Genomic DNA, 19,666 nt, shown 5'->3' on the forward strand with positions numbered 1-19,666 from the left:
GCCGGCCCGTGCACTGGCCAGGCGCCGAGGCACCGGGGATGTACCGGTGAGCCCGCGGGCCGGGTGACTGCTTGGATTTCGCCTGCCGGAGGCCGAGGGCCTCACCCTGCGCAGGCAGGGGCGGCTCTAGCGAGCAGCCACCTCACGCATCCTGATGTAACTCAACTCAGGATCACCTCCCTTCAGTGTGCTGCCAGCGTAGGCAGCGCACCGGTCGGAGGGCAACGGATTTATTGCGTGGTTGCCGCGTCCGTCGCTCAGGCGCTCTTGATCTGGTCCTTGAACTTGGTGAAGTCGATCGTGTTGTCGGGCGACGGGACCTGGATGGTCAGCGGCTTGTCGAAGTCGGAGAAGTCCATCTTGCCGTTGCCGTCCTCGCCGCCGGAGTGCTCGACCCGCACCGGGTAGGGCTTGCCCTCGGTGGCGATCTGCATGGTCGAGACCCCGCCCTTGGGGTCGGTGGACTTCAGGCTGAAGGTCTTCACGCCGTTGACCTCGCCGGCGGAGCCCTTCTCGGCCTTCTCCTTGGCGCTGCTCTTGTCCTCGGTGATCTTCTTGCTGAACTCGGCCAGGTTGCAGATGCTGGTGAGGGAGCCCATCGTCGGGTCGTTCTCGAAGCCGGTCAGGTAGCGGCCCTTGAACAGCTCGGCGGCCTTGGCGCCGTTCGGGCCGCCCACGTTGGTCCAGAAGGCGGTGTCCGGCTTGACGTAGGAGGTCTTGCCGTCGCTGATGATCTCGAACTTGCCCATGCCCGGCATCGCCATGGTGCCGGTGCACTGGCTCTTGTTGTCCATCGACAGGTTCATCTCCATCTTGCCCTCGCCGGCGTCGACGGTGCCGGCCATCTTGAGGGAGGTCGCGGAGGCCAGGGCCTCCTTGGCCTGCTTCATGATGTCCTGGGCGCTGAGCTTGTCGGTGTCGAGCTTCTTCGAGGCGCCCGCCTTGGCGTCGCCGGCCTTCCCGTCGCTCTTCTCGGTGCCGCACGCGGCGGTGCCGGCGGCCAGGACGAGGCAGATCGCGGCGGTGCTGACCAGTCGCTTCGACAGCATGAGGTGATTCCTGTCCGGGGCGGCCCGAACAGCCCGCCCCAAATGTGATGAATTTTTCATCAGTATGGTTCAGGCCCCCGACAGTGGATCACCGGACCGGCTGCTGTTACAGCTTCGTGGCAGGACCGTGTTCTGCCCGTACCCGGAAACGCGAAAGGCCCGGAGGACGAATCCTCCGGGCCTTTCGGCTACTGAGTAGCGGGGACAGGATTTGAACCTGCGACCTCTGGGTTATGAGCCCAGCGAGCTACCGAGCTGCTCCACCCCGCGTCGGTGAACACAACAATACGGGGAAGTCGCCCAGATGGGAAATCGGTTCCTCAGGACACCCCGGTGCCCGGCACCCGGCCGGGCACCGGATGCCGGGCCGTACGGCATCTCGCCCAGGCCGCGAAGCAGACCAGCGCGGCGAAGCAGGGCACCATCAGGGCCCCGTACACCACCAGGAAGCCGTCCGTGCCGAGGTCGGCGGCGGCGTTCCAGGTGCCGTGCAGCGCCATCGCCAGCAGCAGCCCGGCCGGCGCCGCCAACCGGGCCAGCCAGCGCCGCGCGGTCGTGAGGGCGACGGCCAGGCCGATGCCGGTCAGCGCGGTGAACAGCGGGTGGGCGAAGGGGGAGAGCAGGGCGCGCAGCACGAAGGTCTGCACGGTGCTGTCGAAGTCGCGAAGGCTGGGCGGGTCGCCGAGGCCGATGCTGTCCAGCCGCTGGCGCTGGTCGCTGGTGAAGGCCCGGCCCAGGTAGAGGGCGTTCTCGGTGAAGGCGAAGCCGCAGGCGGTCATCCCGCCGAGCACCACCCCGGCGGCCAGGGTGCGCGGCCGGGAGCGGTGGTGCGGCGCGCCGGAGGGCGGGGCCGGGCGCAGGTAGGGCAGCGGCCGCAGGTACGGGCGCAGCCGCAGCCGGCCGCGGGCGTGCGGCCCGACCGGGTGGCGCGGGTACGGGCGCGGGCTCCGGGGCGCGGGCGACCGGCGCAGCAGCGGCGCGCAGGGGCGCCCGGTGTGGCGGCCGCGGCAGCGCAGCCGCTGGCCGAGCGGGAGCAGGAGCACCAGCAGGGCGGTGGCCTTGGCGGTCTCCTCGATCACCGGGGTGGCGATCCCGGCGCCGAGCAGCTCCCCGAACGGGCCCCGGTGCCGGGTCAGGTAGCTCGCCGTCCAGTTGTTGGCGAGGATCGCGACGGTGGTGGCCGCGCAGGCGCCCCAGCCGAGGCAGAAGACGGTGTGCCGCAGCGGCACCCGGGCGGTCAGGTTGAGCCAGGCCAGGCCGCCGAGGACGAACGGCAGCGGCACCATCGCCAGGCCCAGGCCGACCAGCAGGCCGACCGTGCCGGTCTGCCGCTGGACCAGGTGGAGGATCAGCACCCCGCAGCCGATCAGGGTCAGCACGGTGGTCGCGGTGACGGAGGAGAGCGCCATCGAGCGGCCGCGGCCCGGCGGGGCCCCGGCCGGCTCCTGGCGCCGTTCCCCCGGGCCGACGGCCGGGACCGGTCCGGCGGCGGTACCCGGCCGGGACAGCAGGCGGTGGGCCCGGCGCCTCCGGGGCCCCGGGATGGTCCGGGTGCCGCCGGTGCTCGGGACCGTCTCCGGTGCGTCGGCGGCGGCGCCGGCCGTCGTCCGGCCGTTCGTCCGGAACCCGCCGCCGGACGGGCTGCCCATGCGGCACAGGGTAGGCCACGGTGGCGGCCCGTCGGGAGGAATCGGGCCGGACCGGCCGTCCCCGGCCGGCCCGAACGGCCGCCGCGCGGGCGTCCGTTCGAACGGTGCCGGTGGGTCAGCGGCGGCGGAACAGCAGGTCGTGGACGACGTGGCCCTTGGCGATCCCGGCCCGTTCGAACTTGGTGACCGGGCGCCAGTCCGGCCGCGGGGCGTAGCCGGGGATGCTGCCGTCCGGGTGGTCCGCGGGCTCCAGCCAGCCGGTCCCGTCACCCTCGGGGTGCAGGTTCTCCAGCTCCGGGGAGTCGGACAGCACGGCCAGCATCTGCTCGGCGTACGGCTCCCAGTCGGTGGCGCAGTGCACCAGGGCGCCCGGGGCGAGCCGGGGCAGCACCAGGTCGAGGAAGGCGGGCTGGACCAGTCGGCGCTTGTGGTGCTTCGGCTTGGGCCACGGGTCGGCGAAGTAGACCCGCAGACCGGCCAGCGAGGCGTCCGGGAGCATGTCGCGCAGCAGGATCACCGCGTCGCCGGCGGCCGTCCGGACGTTCCGGGAGCCGTCGCGCTCCAGCAGGCCGAGCAGGTTGCCGTGGCCGGGGGTGTGCACGTCGGCGGCGAGGATGCCCGTGTCCGGGTCGGCGGCGGCCATCGCGGCGGTGGTCTCGCCCATGCCGAAGCCGATCTCCAGGGTCACCGGCAGGCCGCCGAACAGCTCCGGCAGGTCCAGCGGGGTGCCGTCGATGGGTATGCCGTACGTCTCCCAGCTCCGGTCCAGGGCGCTCGCCTGGGCGTTGGTCATCCGGCCCCGGCGCGGCTGGAAGCTGCGGATGCGACGCTCGCGGTGCTGGGCCTCGGTGGCCTTGTGCGGGTACATCGGCGCGGGGTAGGCGGCCGGCGCGGCGGACAGCCGGGCGGACGGCGAGGGCTGGGGGATCGGGGCGGTGGCAGTCACAATCACCCGAGTCTACGGGGCTGTCGAGACGCTCCGGCGGGGCCTGTGACCGGGCTCATCCGCCCGGCCGCCGGGGGCGGACGCGGGGGAGGGGAGAGGGGAGGGAGCCGTTCCCTTCGGTGGCTCCCTTCCCTCTCCCCGGCGCCGTCCCGGCGTTCCGCTACTCCTCCCAGGGCCAGTGGGCGTTCGCCCCGGCCTCCAGGAGGGGGATCAGCCGGAAGGCCGCGTCGCTCAGGCCGCCGAAGGTGTGCCGGTGGGCGCCGCCGCTGGGGCCGTGGCCGGTGGCGTAGCCGGCCAGGTTCCAGGTGTAGACGGGCACGTGGGCCGGGACGGCGGCGAGCGGGTCGCCGCCCCAGTGGTTCGGGCCGGTCTGCTCGTCGGTGACGATCACCACCCGGTCGTGGCCGCGGTAGTGGGTGCGGACGGCGTCGGCGGTGTTGGTGCCGCCGAGGTCGGAGAAACGGTCCAGCACCCGCAGCACCGCCTCACCCCGGCCGACCTCGACCACCCGGCTGGTGGTGCCGAACTCGACCAGGTCCGCCTCGGCGGCCCGGACCTTCAGCGCGGTGCCGAAGATCGCCGCCGAGTCGGCCCGGTTGAGCTCGGTCGGCCCGCCGGAACGGTCGAACATCGATCCGGAGCGGTCCACCAGGACCAGCGTCCGGCCGGGCAGTTCGGGCACGTTGGACAGCGAGTGGCCGAGCGCGGTCTCCAGCGCGTGCCCCCAGCGCAGTGAGGTCACGTTGCGGTGCGCGGCCAGGTAGCGGAACGGGAACTGGCGCGAGCGCCGCACCTCGCCCCGGTCGGAGATCCGCCGGGCCACCTCGGCCGCGACGGCGTCCGAGACCCCGGCCCGGTCGAAGTTGCGCAGGTTCCGCACCAGCGCCATCGGTCCCATGGAGGGGATGACCGCCTCCCAGGCCGCGGCGTCCAGCGGCCCCTGCAGCCAGCCCGCCAGCGCCTCCCAGGTCAGCCCGGCGGCGGCCAACCGCTCGGCGCCGCCCTCGGCGGTCACCGCCGCCCGGCGTTCCTCGACGGGCAGCGCGAGCAGCGCCCGGTTGGTGGTCAGCATCCGGTCGGCGGCCGGCGGGACGGCCTCCTCCGGGCGGTGGCGGCGGTCCAGCGCGTACGCGAACAGGGCGCCCTGCCACTCCTTCCCGGGGGCCGGCGAGGGGTGGGTCAGCTCGATCACGTCGCCGAAGCGGTAGCCCTTGCCCGCGGTGTCGTACTTGAGCAGCGAGCGGGCGTCGTACAGGTGCCGGACGGCGTCCGCGACGCCGCGCTTGAGCGGCTTGGGCAGTGCCCGGCCGTAGCGCGAGGTCCAGTAGGCGAGCAGCTCGCCGGGCTCGTCGGCGCGCCGCAGCACCGCCGCGACGGCCTGCCGGGAGTGGCCGTGGGTGCCCGCGTCCAGCCTGGCCCGGGTGAACTCGGCGGCGCCGACCAGGGCGGCGGTGCGCATCTGGGCGCCGTGGCGCAGCCAGCGCAGCAGCCCGAGGGTCCACTCCGGCTCGGCGACGGCGAGTTCGCGCACCAGCGCGGTGTAGCGGTCGTCGCGCTCGCCGCCGCGCTCGTGGAAGGTGTCCTGGCCGACCATGTTGGCCACCGCGAGCAGGAAGAGCTCGGACTTGCGGTCCCGGACGAATCCGGTGCCGCCGTTGTGGTTGACGGTGCGCCGGCCGGTGGTGGCCACCGGCGAGCTCGGACTCGCCTTGGTCTTGCGGAAGTTGAACCTGGACATGTGGCGGCCCCCCTCGGCCTGCTGGTGTCGGTGGGGAGGGAGGCATGCCGCGGCCTGGGGTGCCCGAGATCGTGCCGGCCGCGGGGCGGCCGACGTCGGTGGAGGTGTATGCCTTGTGCTCTACCGGATTGAGCTAGCGGCCGCGCTCGCGCACGGCACGCCCGGGACTTGAACCCGGAACAGCAAGATCCGAAGTAACCCCCGCCTGCGCACCGGGCACTCCGGGGCGCGTTGCCTCCCGAGATCAAGGATGGCGGCGGTGTTTCGCGGGCTCGAACCGCAGCGTCCTACGGACGCCTCACCAAGAAGTAACCGCTGCCGTCGCACCGGGAGGTGCGGAATCTATTCACGTGTGGGTGTCCAGAGATCGAAGGCGGCTGAGGTGACGAAGCTGCTCTGGCCGACTGAGCTACACCGGCACGGAGCACCGATGACGGGATTCGAACCCGCGACCTGCCCATTTGGAGTGGAAGTAACCTCTGCCTGCGCACCTGGACGGGAGAAACCCTAGCCAGGCCCCTCCCGCCGCCGCACGCCATTTATCGGCGGGATTCACCGGCGGGCCCGGATCGTGGCCCCGGGCCCGCCGGCCGGGCGCGTACGCCGCTCACGCCGGAGCGACGATCACCGCCCGGGCCCGCTCGGTCAACTCCCGTACCCGGCGTTCACCCTGGAAGGGCTCCAGCCGCCGCAGCATCTCCACCACGTACTCCCGGCTGCGCTGCGAGGAGATCCGGCCGGCCACCTCGACGGCGCGTTCGCCGGCGGCGACCGCGGCGTCCAGGTTGCCCGCCTCCGCCTCGGCCATCGCCGAGACCACCAGCCGCAGGCCGTGCGAGCGGACGAAGCCCTCGGTGGGCGTGGCCAGCGCCTCGCGGGTGAACTGCCGGACCTTGGAGGGCACTCCGAGGTCGCGGAAGCACTCGGCGGCGTCGGCGGCGAGCCGGTCGTAGGCGTAGAAGTCGATCCACGCCGGATCGGGATCCCCGGCGCGTGCCCGTTCGAGAGCGCTCTCCGCCGCGCCGAGCGCCGTCGCACACGCCGCCGCGTTGCGCGCCTTGGCCTGGGCCCTGGCCTCCACCAGGTGGAAGAAGCTCATGGTGCGGGCGGTGGCCAGGCCCCGGTTGCGCTCCAGCGCGGCCTGGGCGAGGTCCACCGCCTCCTCGGCGAAACCCCGGTAGCCCGCCTGGAGGCTCATCGAGGCCAGCACGTAGCCGCCGAGCGGCACGTCGGCGGCGGCCCGGGCGAGCCGCAGCGCCTGGATGTAGTAGCGCTGGGCGGCCTCGTGCTGCCCGGTGTCGAAGGCCATCCAGCCGGCCAGTCTGGTCAGTTCGGCGGTCGCGCCGAACAGCGCCCGGCCGACGGCGTCGCTGTACGAGGCGAGCAGCAGCGGCGCCGCCTCCACCCGCAGGCACTCCGGCACCATCGACGAACGCCAGTCCCCGCCACCGTACTTGGAGTCCCAGCGGCGGGCCTCCTGGGCGGCTTCGCGGAGCTTGGCGGCGTCCGAGTGGCCGACCCGGTAGGAGGAGGTGTCGGTGGGGGAGCGCGGGACCTCGCGGGCCACCGAGCCGTCCGCCGGGTTGATCAGCCAGCGGGATACGGGGGTCGCGTAGGCGGCGACCGAGAAGGTGCCGGCCAGGCTGTCGCTCCAGCGGCCGCCGCCGGGGCCCCGGCGCAGGTCGAGGTCGATCCGCCACAGGTCGGTCGCGGAGCGGACCGCGTCGGCGACCTCGCGCGGGAAGGCCAGGCCGAGTTCGGGCGCCGGGTCGGTGTCGCCCAGGCCGATCTCCTCCAGCGGGACGGGCCGGCCGAGCTTGCCGCCGATCGCGGTGGCGATCAGGTGCGGGACGGGCCCCTGCGGCACCATGCCCTTGCTGACCCAGCGGGCCACCGAGGTCTTGTCGTACCGCAGGGTCAACCCGCGTTGGGCGCCGAGGTCGTTGACCCTGCGGGCCAGCCCGGCGTTGCTGATCTGGGCGAGGGTCAGGAGCGTGCCGAGCCGTTCGTTCGGTCCACGTGGGCTGACGGTCATGGTGGCGGCTGCACCTCCTGCGGCCTTGTGCGCGGGGCCCGGGCGGCACCGGGTCGTAGCTGCAGTACCTAGCGTAGTCGGACGCGTTCCGACGGTTAAGAGGTCGCATTCCGGATGGCGGGATCGCGCACTCGGCGGTGCCGCGCCGGAGTTGGTCCGGACCACTCGGATCCGGCCGACCGCGCGGCGCTCCGGAGCCTCGTGCTCCGGTCCCGTGTTCACATGCGCCCGGCCGTGCTCCCTGGCCCGACCGGCAGGTCGGCGATTCGCTGGTGGTCGTGGGTCGGCCTGCCGTCGAGGACCCGGCGGGCCGGGGGAAGCCGCCGCCTCAATCCCCGCGGGCGGTGGTGAAGTCCGGGAGGGCATGCGGATGCCCTCCCGGGCCGGGCGACGCCTTTCGGCCATCTCGCGATGCCCATGTCAAAGGTGTTCGCGGGTGGTTCCGGGCCGGGGAGGGGGAGGCCCGGCCCGCCCGTCCCCCGGGGCGCCGGGCGGATCGAACTCGCCTCCGGCGCGCGGAACTTGCCCACCCGGAGTGATCGAGGGGGCGAAGGGGCCCCGCCCCGGAGCGGTCGGGGAGAGCCCGCTGCCCGCCGCCGTCGTGGCCGCGGCGGCCGTCGAACGGCCGGTCCGAACGGAAACGGAACCCGGAACACCGACCACGGCGGCGCCCCGCGGTGGCACGATGTCTCCTGACGGCGCGTCGAGCTTCGGGGGCACGCCGGGACGCGCGGGCCGGTCCGGCACCCCACCCGGCCGCCCGGCGGGGGCGAACGCGTCGTACGGATGCAGGTCCTCGTCCGGTGGAGGCGCGATGCGGTGGCTGACGGGCTGGTGCACGGGCGTGCCGAGCGTGGGCACCCCGGCGCACGAGATGCTCGGCATGGTCGAGCCGATCGCCGCGCGCCCCCTGTGGGCCGGGCCCGACCCGCTCTGGGCCGTCGGCGACTGGCGCCCCGGGGAGATCCGCCTGGTCACCCTCCGCCCCGGCGCCCCCGCCGTGGTCAGTACCGGCCCCACCGTCCCCGACCAGGTCGAGGACACCCCCGCCACCTCCCGGCTCGCCGTCCTCGGCCACTGCGGCGCCACCGACGCCGAACTCGCCGCCGGCCTCGCCGCCGCCCGCGGCGGCGCCGTCCGCCACCTGACCGCCTGGCCCGGCAGCTACACCGTCGTGCTGCGCTCCGGCACCCGCTCCACCCTGCTGCTCACCGACCTCGCCGACGCCCGGCCCGTCTTCCACACCCCGTGGGCCGGCGGCACCGCGTACGCCACCGCCGCCCTGCCGCTCGCCGACCTGGTCGGCGCCCCGCTGGACACCGGCCACCTCGCCGCCCGGCTCGCCTGCCCCGAGTCCCCCGAGGCGCTCGGCACCGGCACCCCGTACCTGGGCGTCCAGCGGGTGCCGCCCGGCCACGTGCTCGGCATCCGCGGCGGCCGCCCGTACCTGTCCGGCTACGACGACCCGGCCGGCGCCGAGCAGCCGCGCGACGAGGCGCCCGCCGTCCGCGAACTCACCCGCGCCCTGCTGGAGTCCGTCCGCTCCCGGGTCCGCACCACCACCCCGGCCCTCGATCCGGTCGGGCGGGCCCGGCTCGGCGTCGACCTCTCGTACGGGACGGCCTCCGCGACCGTCGCGCTGCTCGCCGCCGCCGTCCCGCTGCCGCCGGTGCCGACGGCCGCCGCGTCCACGGCGTCCGTCCCGGCGGCCCGGGCCGCCACCGCCGGGGCCAGGAGCGGCGCGGTCAAGGGCTCCTGGGCCCGCGCCACCGCCCGGGAACCCGCCGCCCCCGAGCAGTTGGCCGCCGTCACCCTCGGCGAGACCGAGCCCCCGGCCGGCCTCGCGCTCGCCCCCGACAGCCCGCGGCTGCGGCACACCGTGCTCGACCCCGGCCCGGACACCCTCCCGTACGCCGGGCTGGACGCCGACCCGCAGTCCGGCCGGCTCACCGACGAGCCGGGGCCCGAACTCGTCGCCGCCGCCCGGGCCGAGGCCCGCTTCGACGCCGGCGGCACCGACCACCTCACCGGCTACGGCGCCCGCCAGGTCCTGGACGGGCACCCGGCCCGGCTCGCCGACCTGATCCGGGCCGGCCGGCCACGCGAACTCCTGTCCCCGGTCGTCGCGCTGGCCGGCGCCGACCGGGAGGCCGCGGGCGTCCTCACCGGCACGCTGCGCACCCCGCTCACCGTGCTCCGGGCCGCCCACCGGCTCTCCCGGGTCCGCTACGCGGACGCACTGGACGAGGCGGCCGCCAGACTGACCGCCCGCCACGTCCCGGACGGCGACGGCACGGCGGGGGCCCGCTCGGCCGTCGACCTCGCCTGGTGCGTGCCCGGCCCGGCCGCCCGCTGGCTCTCCGACGAGGCGCTCTCCTCGGTCGCGCTGCGGCTGCGCCTGGCGGCGCGCAGACCGGCGCCCGAGGAACATCCCGGCGCGCACCGGGCCCGGCACGCCCTCTACCGGCAGGCGCGCTCCTTCCGCACCCTCGTGCACGCCGCCGAACAGCCCGGCCAGCGGCTGCACGCGCCCTTCCTCGACAACCAGGTGGTGCGCGCCGCCCGGCTGCTGCCCGACGACGTCCGCCTCCAGCCCGGCGCCCGGCACGCCCTCCTGCACGCCGTCCTCACCGGCGCCGGCCGCACCGACCTGCCCCCCGACTGGGGCCGGAGCCCCCGCCCCGACCGCACCGCCCCCACCCGCGCCGGCCTGCGCCTCGCCGCCGACGGACTCGCCGAACTCTTCGACGCCCCGCTGCTCGCCGAAGCCGGCCTGATCGACCTCCCGGCCGTCCGGGCCGACCTCGCCCGCTCCGCCGACCCCGCCACCCCGCTCTCCCCGGCCGCCCTCGCCGGCCTCGCGGACCTCGTCTCCACCGAGCTGTGGCTGCGCCGCGTCCGCGCCCGCCGCCACGGCGCCTGCTGGACCGGCCTGCCCACCCCCCACCAACCCGCGCTCACGTCCTGAACGCCGTCACGCTCCCCCCTCGCCCCGGTGTCCGGCGAGCTGTGGTCGCGTCGCGTCCGCGCCGCCGCCACGGTGGCTGCTGGACCGGCCCCCCGGCAGCCACACCCCACCTCCTGTCTGCCGATCACTGCTCGGGTGCCTGCTCCCGCCCCGACCGGTCCGCCCTCGGGCGGGCGACGGGCGCGATGGCGACCGTGCTCCCGGCAGACGCCGCGGCCGGGCGGGAGTGGGCCCCCGCTTGCGGTCCCGGCCCGCCGTCCGGGCGCCGGTCGGATGCCCAGCCGTCCGGCCGACGCCCTGGCGCGCCCGTCGGCGGGGAGCCGCCGACCGCTTCGGCCCCGGCCGAGCAGCCGCCGGTGCTTTGCCTCTCCCGGTCGTGCCTCCCGTCCCCCGGCCCTCCCGTCCCCCGGCCCTCCCGTACGTCGGCCCCGGTCTGCGGCGCGGTTGCCGGGCCCGGGTGGGCGGGGCGGTGATGATGGCGGGGGTGTGGGTCCGGGGCGAGGAGGATGTGCGGTGGCCGGTGGGAGCACGGGGCGGGAGGTGCCGGTCGTGCTGTCGGTGCTGGGGCGTCCGCCGTCGGGGCGGCCGCCGGGGGTGTTGGCGGCGTGTGACGGGTCGGACGGGTCGCTGTGGGCGCTGGACCGGGCGATGACGGAGGCCGAGCTGTTCGGGCTGCCGCTGTACGTGCTCGCCGTGGTCAACCCGGCGCCGGCCGGCTACCCGCCGGGCATGGCGGAGCTGGTGCAGGAGAGCGTGGAGACGCTGGTCGAGAGCATGGCGGACGGGCTGCGCCGCTCGGTGGCCGCCGTGCAGCGCCAGCGCCCCGCGCCGTACGCGGGGGAGCTGTCGCTGCACGTGGTGCTGGGCAACGTGATCGAGGTGCTGCTGGAGGCGGCGACCCGGCAGCACACGCTGGTGGTCGGCACCCGGGGCAACGGCGGCTTCGCCCGGCTGCTGATGGGCTCGGTGAGTTCGGCGGTCGTGCACCACGCGGCCTGCCCGGTGCTGGTGGTCCCGGCGCCGCCCGCGGCCTGATCGACGGGGTGCCGGGAATGTACCGAGATGGTTCACCGTTCACCCATCTTGTCCATACCTGACAAGACGCCCCCTGGAGCCCCCCGCATGAAGGTCGAGATCTGGTCCGACATCGCCTGTCCCTGGTGCTACATCGGCAAGCGCCGTTTCGAGCAGGCCCTGGCGGACTTCCCGGGCCGGGAGCAGGTCGAGGTCGTCTACCGCCCGTACCAGCTGGTCCCGGACGCCCCCGAGACCGCGAGCCCGCACCGCGCCTGGCTGGCCGAGCGCTACGGCCCGCAGTCGGTGGCGATGGACGCGCGGGTGGCCGAGCTGGGCCTCGCCGAGGGCATCACGTACGACTTCGACGCCGCGCTGCACGCCAACACCTTCCTGGGCCACCGCCTGCTGCACCTCGCCGAGGTCGAGTACGGCCCGGCCGTCCAGGGCCGGCTGAAGGAGGCGCTGCTGAAGGCGCACTTCACCGACGGTGTCGACGTCGGCGACCGCGCCGCGCTGACCGACGTCGCCGTCTCGGCCGGCCTGGACCGCGACCGGGTGGCCGCCTACCTGGCGGGCGACGAGGGCACCGCCGAGGTCGACGCCCAGCTGGCCGAGGGCCGGGAGCTGGGCATCAGCGCCGTGCCGACCTTCGTCTTCGAGGGCAAGTGGGCCGTCCAGGGCGGCCAGGACGCGGCGACCTTCCGCAAGGTGTTGGAGCAGGTCGCCACCGAGATCGGCGAGCGCCGTCCCGCCCCGGTGCAGGTCGCCCCGGCCGGGGAGGCCTGCGCGGACGGCTCCTGCGCCATCTGACGGTCGACGCCACCCGACACGGTCACCGTCGCCCCGAGGCCCGTTCCAGGACGCCCTGGAGCGGGCCTCGGGTCATGACCGCCCGGACCGCGTCCGGGTCACGAGCACCGGAAGCGGGCCTGGGCCCAGTCCGCGACGTTCAGCGCCGACCAGATCCCGTTCACCGGCGTGACCGTCAGCTTGACCGACTTCTGCCCGGCCAGCGGCACGTGCACCGGCACCGCGTCGTCGCCGACGGCCAGCGGACGGGAGCGCCACAGGGTGCTGCCGTCGGAACCCTGGACGGTGAAGACGACCCGGCCCGGCGAGATCGTCGCGTCGTCCACCCCGGCCACCGCGTCGAAGGACGTGCAGGTGCGGTTGAGGTCGATCACGGTGCTCGCCGGGGCGTGCACGGTGATCGCGTGCGGCTGGTAGTCGCCGCCGATCCAGCCGCCGTCACGCTGCCAGAAGTTGTCGCTGCCCTTCTGCCGGATGCTCGGCTCGGGCGGCGGCACCCGGTTGTTGCCGGGCTTCAGCACGGGCAGCGAGTCGCCCCAGAAGTCGCTGAGCACCGGCGGCGTCGGCGTGCTGACGGTCGGGGTCGGCACCGGCGGCAGGGTCGGCGTCGGGACGACCGGCACGTCGGGCGTGGGCAGCGGCGGCAGGGTCGGCACGGTGACGACCGGGGGGGTGAAGCTCGGCGCCGGCGGTTTCGGGCCGCCGGGTGCGGGCGTTCCGGACTGCGGCGCCTGGTCGGTGGCGGCCGGCGGAACCGGCGTGGACTTGGTGGTCGGCTTGGCCTCGGGGCTCGCCGCGGGCTCTTCCGGGGCCGCGGCGGCGGCGCTGGACGCCGGGGCCGGAGCCGCCGTGGGCGCGGGTTCGGGCGCGGGCGGGGCCGCGGGCGTCCCGGGTGCGGCGGCGGCCGGCGCGCTGGGGGCCGGGGGAGCGGCCGCCGGGGGCCTCGGCTCGGGCGAGCCGGTGAACGCGTACGCGGCGACGGCGGCCGCGGCCACCGCGACGGCGGCGACGATCCCGGCCTTGGCCGCGGTGCCCAGGCCCTCGCCGACCGCGGCGGCACCGGCCCCGCCGGAGGCCGCCCCGGTCGAGCCGGCGGCAGCCGTACCGGCGGCCGCACCGGCCGCCGCCCCCGAGGACCCGGAGGCCGCGGCGGCCGTCCCGGCCGCCGCCGCACCGCCGACGGCGGCGGCACCGCCCACGGCGGCCGCGGCGGCGCCGAACCCGCCGACGCCGATCCAGACGAGCACCCCGCCGGGCAGCAGGGCGCGCAGCCCGGTGTTGATCTCGGTCAGTTCGAGGCAGGCCGCCGTGCAGCGGTCGCACTCCTGGAGGTGCCGGCCGACCTCCGCCGAGGCCCGCTTGCGCAGCGAGCCGCGCGCGTACGCCCCGAGCCGGTTGGCGTACGCCTCGCACGCCCGGTCCTGGCTGCCCGAGACGTGCGCCTGGAGGAACGCGGCGGCGAGCCGGTCCCGGGCCCGGTGGGCCTGGACGGCGGTGGCGTTGGCGGTCTTGCCGAGCATCACCGCGACGGTCTTCGGGGATTCCCGCTCGACCTCGGTGTGCCAGAGCACCACCCGGTCGTCCTCGGGCAGTTCGGCGTAGGCCTGCATGACCATCCGCTGGTCGGCCATCGCCATCGCCCAGGCGTCGGCGCCCGGGTCGGCGAGGTCGAGGTCGACCACGGCGGCCGAGGTCTGTGCGAACACGGCGAAGTCGTCGACGAGTTGCTCGCGCCGCTCGCTGCGGTGCCAGGCGGCGGCGACGTTGCGTACGGCGGTCAGCAGGTACGCGCGGACGGCGAACTCGGGGCCCTTGCCCGCCCGCAGCGCCTGCAGGGTGCGGGCGAACACCTCGCCCGCGAGGTCCTCGGCGGTGAAGCTGTCCCGGCAGCAGGTGCGCGCGTAGCGGCGCACCGAGTCGGCGTGCCGGCGGTAGATCTCCTCGTACGCGGTGTCGTCGCCGGCCCGCACCCGGGCGGTCAACTCGGCGTCGGAGGCGGGGCGCTCGCCGTCCACCGGATCGGCGGGGGCGGGCACGGTCGGCCGGGCGGTCCGGCCGTCGCCGGTGAACGGTTCGCCGACGAACGCCTCGGGGGAGACACCGCCGCGGCCCGCCGGGGCCTGCCCGGGCACCCGGCCCGGGGGCAGCGCGGCGGCGGAGGCGGAGAGCGTCTCACGGCTGGGCATCCCGGCCTGGTCGGGGACGTGTCCCGCTGCCGTACCCGGTGCGGAGCCCGGCACTTGGGCCGCCCCGCCGGTCTTGCCGAGACTGCAGGGGCCCGTGACGGACCCCTCGGCGCCGTCACCGGAGAGGCCTCCGAAGTCGAGCCCGTACCCGTAGTCGTTCTGTTCCTCGGCGCTCACAACGGACCCCAGATTCCACGACAGCCCCCGTAGTGTGGCAGGGCGCGCGGGCGTGCGCGGGCGCACGGTTCCCCGGCGTACGGCGCCGACGGCGCGCGAACGGCGCGCATCGGGACATTGGCTCCAACCACGGGCAAAGGATGGCATAGCGCAGGGGCGGGCGGTAGCCGGAGCGACCGCCTTCCACCCCTCCGACGGGCCGTCGCGGGAGCGTTCGCCCAGCGTGCGGCGGTGGGGTGTGCGACTCCCACACCCGGCGCGCGCACCCGGGCCGCGCGCCGGTCCTTCCTCCAACTCCCGTGCCCGCCGGGCGTGGCGGACCGGCCGACCGGCGGGCGTCAGCGCTCCCGCAGGCCGTCCAGCAGGATCTGCAGCAGCCGGTCCGAGGGCCCGGCCGCCGGTTGACCGTCCGTCTGCGGAGAAGTCGGCGAGAAACCGCCGGCCGCCGGCGCGGAGAGCGACGGACGGACCGCGTGCACCGGCACCGAGGCGGTCAGCACCAGTACCACGTCCGACACCGTGACGCCCGGCCGCAGTTCGCCCGCGGCACCGGCCCGCGCCACCAGGGCGGCCAGCAGCTGGAGCAGCAGCCGGGGGTCGGCGTCGGCCGCCGACGGCTCGACCACCCCGCCGGAGCGGGCCTCCTCGCCCCGCAGATCGAAGCGGACCGCCGCGGGCTGTTCCGCCGTCCGCTGCTCGGGCACCCGGCCCAGCTCCTCCGCGTAACGGAACGCCTCCGGCGGCAGCAGCCGCCCGGCGCCGCTGCTCACCGCGCGGGCCAGGTAGCCGGCCAGCGCGTCCCAGGCGCCGTCACCGCCGTACAGCGACTCCCGCGCCTGCGCGGTCAGCCACGCCACCTCCTCGGCGGCGATCCGCTGGACCAGCACCTCCTTGCTCGGGAAGCGCCGGTAGACGGTGCCGACCCCGACCCCGGCCCGGCGCGCGACCTCCTCCATCGGCGCGCCGTAGCCGAACTCGCCGAACACCTCGCGAGCCGCCCGCAGCACGCTCTCCAGGTTCCGCCGGGCGTCCACCCGCAGCCTGGCCCCGGGCACCGCCGCGGCGGCCGCCGCCGACTCGGCCCGGTACGGGACGGCCGCCTGGACCATGCCGACCTGCGCGAGCCCGCTCTGCGACGGCGGCTCCACCGGGCCACGTTGCTCGGGGACCATGCCCGGCCCGGCCTGCGGTGCGACCGTCCGCCCCAACACCTGCTCCTGATCCATCATCCCAACTCTCCCCCGCAGGCGTCCGAAACCGGACCCTGTCGTCGCCCGCCCCTGCACCCCCCGGTGCAGCTCAGCCCGTCAGAAATGACCCGATGACCCATTGCTCGTGCCGTCCGTCCCGATCCGGTGACCACGGTTCGTGCCGCCGTGCCGGGTCCACGTCCGGCTCGGCGCGTCGGCACCGTCCGGGGCCCTGTCCGGGAACTACCCTTCCCCGGATGACTGGCCCCCAGTCGGGTTTACACGCCAACGCTGGAACTGGCCGTAGTGGCCGCTCCACGGTGCGTCGCCGCCGATTGTCATGGCGACGGCCGCTCCGGTACACAATCCGACCATAGTTCACCAGTCTCCGAGGCCGAAAGTGCGTCAGAAAGTCGCCCAGTAGGCACAACTGGCCACGGTGGTCACTCGTGTCGCAACCAGCCCCGTACGGACTGTGGACAAGACCGCCTCCGCCGGTCCTTCATAGGGGGCGTGATGGGGGGACACACCCGGCCGCGGGGCGGCCGGGGACGAAACGTCGCATCGGCAGGAGGCGCACCATCAGGATCCTGATCGCCGGCGGCGGCTGCGCCGGAACGGCCGCCGCACTCCACCTCCAGCGCGCCCTGCGGGAACGGCTGCGGCGCGGCGAGGTGGAGATCACCGTCGTCGAGCCCCAGGCCTACTTCACCTACCACCCGCTGCTGGCCGAGGTGGCGGCCGGCTCGATCGACCCGAGACACGTGGTCGTGCCGCTGCGCCGGGTCCTGCCGGACTGCCGGGTGGTCACCGCCCGGATCACCCGGATCGAACACGCCGCCCGGCGCGCCCTGGCCGACGCCGCCGGCCCCGGCGAACCCCCCGCCCCGGTCGAGCTGCCCTACGACATCCTCGTGGTGGCCCCCGGCTCGGTCTCCCGCACGGCTCCGGTGCCCGGACTCGCCGAACACGGCCTCGGCTTCTCCACCGTCGGCGAGGCGGTGGGCCTGCGCGACCACGTCCTGGAGCAGCTCGACCTGGCCTCCGCCACCCGCGACCCGGCGCTGCGCCAGTCCGCGCTCACCTTCGTCTTCGTCGGCGCCGGCTACGCGGGCGTCGGCGCGCTCGCCGAACTGGAGGACATGGCCCGCACCGCCGTGCGCGGCTACCACAACGTCGGCGCCGAGGACCTGCGCTGGGTCCTGGTCGAGGCGACCGGCCGGATCCTCGCCGGGGAGTCGCCCGAACTCGCCGAACACACCCTGGGCGAACTGCGCGAGCGGGGCGTCGACATCCGGCTGCGCACCACCCTGGAGTCCGCCGCCGACCGGGTCGTGGCGCTCTCCGACGGCAGCCGCTTCGGCGCCCGCACCCTGGTCTGGACGGCGGGCGTTCGGCCGTCCCCGCTGCTGCGCGAGACCGACCTGCCGCTGGACACCCTCGGCCGGGTGCGGTGCCTGGCGACGCTGCAGGCCGTCGGGCCGGACGGACGCGCCCTGCCCGGGGTCTGGGCGGCCGGCGACTGCGCCGCCGTACCCGACCCGAACGCGGACGGCGCCCCCTGCGCCCCCAACGCCCAGCACGCCTTCGCCCAGGCCGAGCTGCTCGCCCGCAACGTCGTGGTGGCGCTGGACGGCGGGCCTCACGACCCCCGCCTGGCCGACTACCGGCCGGGCCCCGCCGCCTGCTCGACCTCGCTCGGCCCGCGCCGGGCCGTCGCGCACACCCGGCGGGGCGGCACGCTCACCGGCCGCCGGGCCTGGTGGCTGCACCGGGCCCGGCACCTGCGGCGGCTGCCGAGCACCGAACGCCGGGTGCGGGTGCTGATGGACTGGGTGCTCGGCGGGGTGTTCTCCCGCGAGGTGGTCTCGCTGGGCGCGACGGAGCACCCGCGTTCGGCCTTCGAGGGAGGGTTCGACCCGAAGCCCGGACGGCGGTCCGACGCCGGCCCGGATGCTCCCCGGTGAACGCGCCCGCCGACCCGGCCCGGCAGTCGTCCGGACGGCCACGCCGGGCGTGCGACTTCCGGAACCGGGCCTCCGCCTGACAGGATCAGCCCGACCTGGTCATTACCCCTTGTGGTGCTGCGCACACAAAAAGTGATGATATGCCTGGAAAACGAGGAAGCGGCCGTCGTTTGAACCTCATGCGCTGGAGCGCCCGGCTCGCCGGAGTCCCCTGGCGTGCCCTCCCGCCCACCGGGACCGGCACCGAGGACGGTGCGCCCTGCCCCGACGGCGTCGTCGTGCCCAGCCCCCGAGAGCCGACCGGCCCCGCCGCCACCGCCGAACTCCTCGACCCGCACAAGCCGCAGAACCTGCGCGAGGTCCTCAACCGCATCCCCGCCCCGGTCGCCGTCACCTACGGCCCGCTCCACCAGCTCGGCTACGCCAACCGCGCGTACCGCGAACTCTTCGGCGAACGCCCCACCGGCCTGCCGGCGGCGGAGGCGCTCCCCGAACTCGCCACCATGGGCGTCCTGCCCCTGATGGACCAGGTCATCCGGGGCGGCCGCCCGCGCAGCGTCAAGGCCCGCTGCATCCTCGGCCTCACCGGCAACCGCTACTACAACGTCTCCTGCGTCCCGCTCGGCGCCGGGGAGAACGGCGACACCCCCGTGGAGGGGCAACCCGCCGGAGTGCTGATCTTCGCCGCCGAGGTCACCGACCAGGTCCTCGCCGCCGCCCGCCTGCGCGAAGCCGAACGCCGCCAGCGCGAGGCCGCCGTCACCCTCCAGCGCAGCCTGCTCCCGCAGAAGCTCGACCAGCCGGCCGGCCTGCGGGTCGCCGCCACCTACCAACCGGGCGGCGCCGAGGCCGCGGTCGGCGGCGACTGGTACGACGTCATCGCCATCGACGGCGGGCGCACGGCCCTCGTCATCGGCGACGTCATGGGCCGCGGCCTGCGCGCCGCCGCCGTCATGGGCCAGCTGCGTACCGCCGTCCGCGCCTACGCCCGCCTCGACCTGCCCCCGCACGAGGTGATGCGCCTGCTCGACGGCCTCGCCATGGAGATCGACGCCAACCAGATCGCCACCTGCACCTACGCCGTCTGGGACCCGCAGCGCCGCACCCTCTCCTACGCCTCCGCCGGACACCTGCCCGTCCTGCTGCGCTGCCCCGACGGCACCATCCTGCGCAGCGAGGAACAGAACGGCCCGCCGCTCGGCACCGGCGGCGGCCTGCACGTCTCCCACACCCTGCGCCTGCTCCCCGGCACGACCGGCGTCCTCTATACCGACGGACTGGTCGAACGCCGCGACGAGGACATCGACCAGGGCCTCGACCTCCTGGCCCGCACCCTGACCGGAGCGATCGGCGCCCCCGAGGTGGTCTGCGCCAGGCTGCTGCGGGCGATGGGCGTGACCTCCGAGCACGACGACGACGTCGCCGTCCTGGCCTTCCAGCTGCCGGCGGAAGAGAGAGCCGGAAATCCGCTTGCGCCACTTGACCCGGAGGGTCCAGAGGTCTAACGTTCTTCGAGCTGCCTGACAGGGAGCACCGGACACGCACTGCGCGGACGGTCCCGGGGCAGCCAATCCTCTGAAACACCACTTCCGGTTCGCACCGGTCGTTTCGCTTTTTCGCGTGACGGCCTGGGGCTTATTCGGCGTGCTCGTTTTATCGGGTTGCGGCCGGATTCGCTTTTCGGAGCGGAGATCGGCTAGAGTTTGAAACGTCGGACAGGGCGTCAAGCCCCGGAAGACACCGGCGAGTTGGATGAACGAAGCCCCGGAAACGGAGCGGAAAACATCTGATAAGCTGGAAACACGAAAGAACGAAGCCCGGAGGGCCTGCTGGAAGGCAGTCCGAAGGAAGCGTCCGTTCCTTGAGAACTCAACAGCGTGCCAAAAGTCAACGCCAGATATGTTGACATCCCCGGCCTCAGGTTTCCTGGGGTT

The 19,666-nt window shown here is 75.1% G+C and carries 11 protein-coding genes, 2 tRNA genes and 1 pseudogene; 5 read left to right on the plus strand and 9 right to left on the minus strand.

Translation table 11 applies throughout. From position 1 onward, the window contains the following. Positions 1-257: 257 nt before the first annotated feature. From ACGF0D_RS33440 to ACGF0D_RS33470, 7 genes are all read right to left on the minus strand, one after another. Entirely contained in the window at positions 258-1,049 is a 792-nt protein-coding gene (locus ACGF0D_RS33440) for a hypothetical protein (protein ID WP_392922675.1), read from the minus strand. A 196-nt stretch (positions 1,050-1,245) separates the two neighbouring features. Then, a tRNA-Met gene (locus ACGF0D_RS33445) sits at positions 1,246-1,319 on the minus strand. A gap of 50 nt (positions 1,320-1,369) precedes the next feature. Beyond that, positions 1,370-2,698: a PrsW family intramembrane metalloprotease gene (locus ACGF0D_RS33450; RefSeq protein WP_392881901.1), complete on the minus strand. Its 1,329-nt coding sequence runs from the start codon at positions 2,696-2,698 to the stop codon at positions 1,370-1,372. A 115-nt stretch (positions 2,699-2,813) separates the two neighbouring features. Continuing rightward, the gene (trmB, locus tag ACGF0D_RS33455; RefSeq protein WP_392881903.1) at positions 2,814-3,644 is read right to left on the minus strand and encodes a tRNA (guanosine(46)-N7)-methyltransferase TrmB; all 831 of its coding nucleotides are present in this window, start codon (positions 3,642-3,644) and stop codon (positions 2,814-2,816) included. 160 nt (positions 3,645-3,804) lie between these two features. Further along, positions 3,805-5,382: a TROVE domain-containing protein gene (locus ACGF0D_RS33460; RefSeq protein ID WP_392922678.1), complete on the minus strand. Its 1,578-nt coding sequence runs from the start codon at positions 5,380-5,382 to the stop codon at positions 3,805-3,807. Positions 5,383-5,810: 428 nt separating this feature from the next. Continuing rightward, positions 5,811-5,874 (minus strand) — tRNA-OTHER (locus tag ACGF0D_RS33465). Positions 5,875-5,989: 115 nt separating this feature from the next. Then, on the minus strand, positions 5,990-7,417 hold the full coding sequence (locus ACGF0D_RS33470; RefSeq protein ID WP_392881909.1) for an MFS transporter: 1,428 nt from the start codon (positions 7,415-7,417) through the stop codon (positions 5,990-5,992). Positions 7,418-8,231: 814 nt separating this feature from the next. Between ACGF0D_RS33470 and ACGF0D_RS33475 the strand changes: the two genes are divergently transcribed. The 3 genes from ACGF0D_RS33475 to ACGF0D_RS33485 all read left to right on the plus strand — a co-directional run bounded on the left by ACGF0D_RS33475 (position 8,232) and on the right by ACGF0D_RS33485 (position 12,212). After that, positions 8,232-10,385, plus strand: coding sequence for an asparagine synthase-related protein (locus ACGF0D_RS33475; protein ID WP_392922680.1), 2,154 nt, complete (start codon positions 8,232-8,234; stop codon positions 10,383-10,385). 513 nt (positions 10,386-10,898) lie between these two features. Then, positions 10,899-11,420: a universal stress protein gene (locus ACGF0D_RS33480; protein ID WP_392881914.1), complete on the plus strand. Its 522-nt coding sequence runs from the start codon at positions 10,899-10,901 to the stop codon at positions 11,418-11,420. 87 nt (positions 11,421-11,507) lie between these two features. Beyond that, complete coding sequence (locus ACGF0D_RS33485) at positions 11,508-12,212, plus strand: DsbA family oxidoreductase (protein ID WP_392881916.1); 705 nt, start codon at positions 11,508-11,510, stop codon at positions 12,210-12,212. Between the two features lie 98 nt (positions 12,213-12,310). On the opposite strand, the gene ACGF0D_RS33490 is transcribed toward ACGF0D_RS33485, so the two are convergent. Continuing rightward, complete coding sequence (locus ACGF0D_RS33490) at positions 12,311-14,575, minus strand: sigma-70 family RNA polymerase sigma factor (RefSeq protein ID WP_392922683.1); 2,265 nt, start codon at positions 14,573-14,575, stop codon at positions 12,311-12,313. A gap of 338 nt (positions 14,576-14,913) precedes the next feature. Continuing rightward, positions 14,914-15,804 carry a TetR/AcrR family transcriptional regulator gene (locus ACGF0D_RS33495; protein WP_392922686.1) on the minus strand — a complete coding sequence of 297 codons (891 nt, stop codon included), beginning with the start codon at positions 15,802-15,804 and terminating at the stop codon, positions 14,914-14,916. Positions 15,805-16,346: 542 nt separating this feature from the next. On the opposite strand from ACGF0D_RS33495, the gene ACGF0D_RS33500 reads away from it, so the two are divergent. Both ACGF0D_RS33500 and ACGF0D_RS33505 read left to right on the plus strand, forming a co-directional pair. After that, positions 16,347-17,732: an NAD(P)/FAD-dependent oxidoreductase gene (locus ACGF0D_RS33500; RefSeq protein WP_392922692.1), complete on the plus strand. Its 1,386-nt coding sequence runs from the start codon at positions 16,347-16,349 to the stop codon at positions 17,730-17,732. Between the two features lie 170 nt (positions 17,733-17,902). Further along, positions 17,903-19,186 (plus strand): annotated as a pseudogene (locus ACGF0D_RS33505) (SpoIIE family protein phosphatase); the annotation flags it as partial. Between the last annotated feature and the right edge of the window lie 480 nt (positions 19,187-19,666).

It is taken from the genome of Kitasatospora sp. NPDC048298, from assembly GCF_043201465.1.
Lineage (GTDB): Bacteria > Actinomycetota > Actinomycetes > Streptomycetales > Streptomycetaceae > Kitasatospora.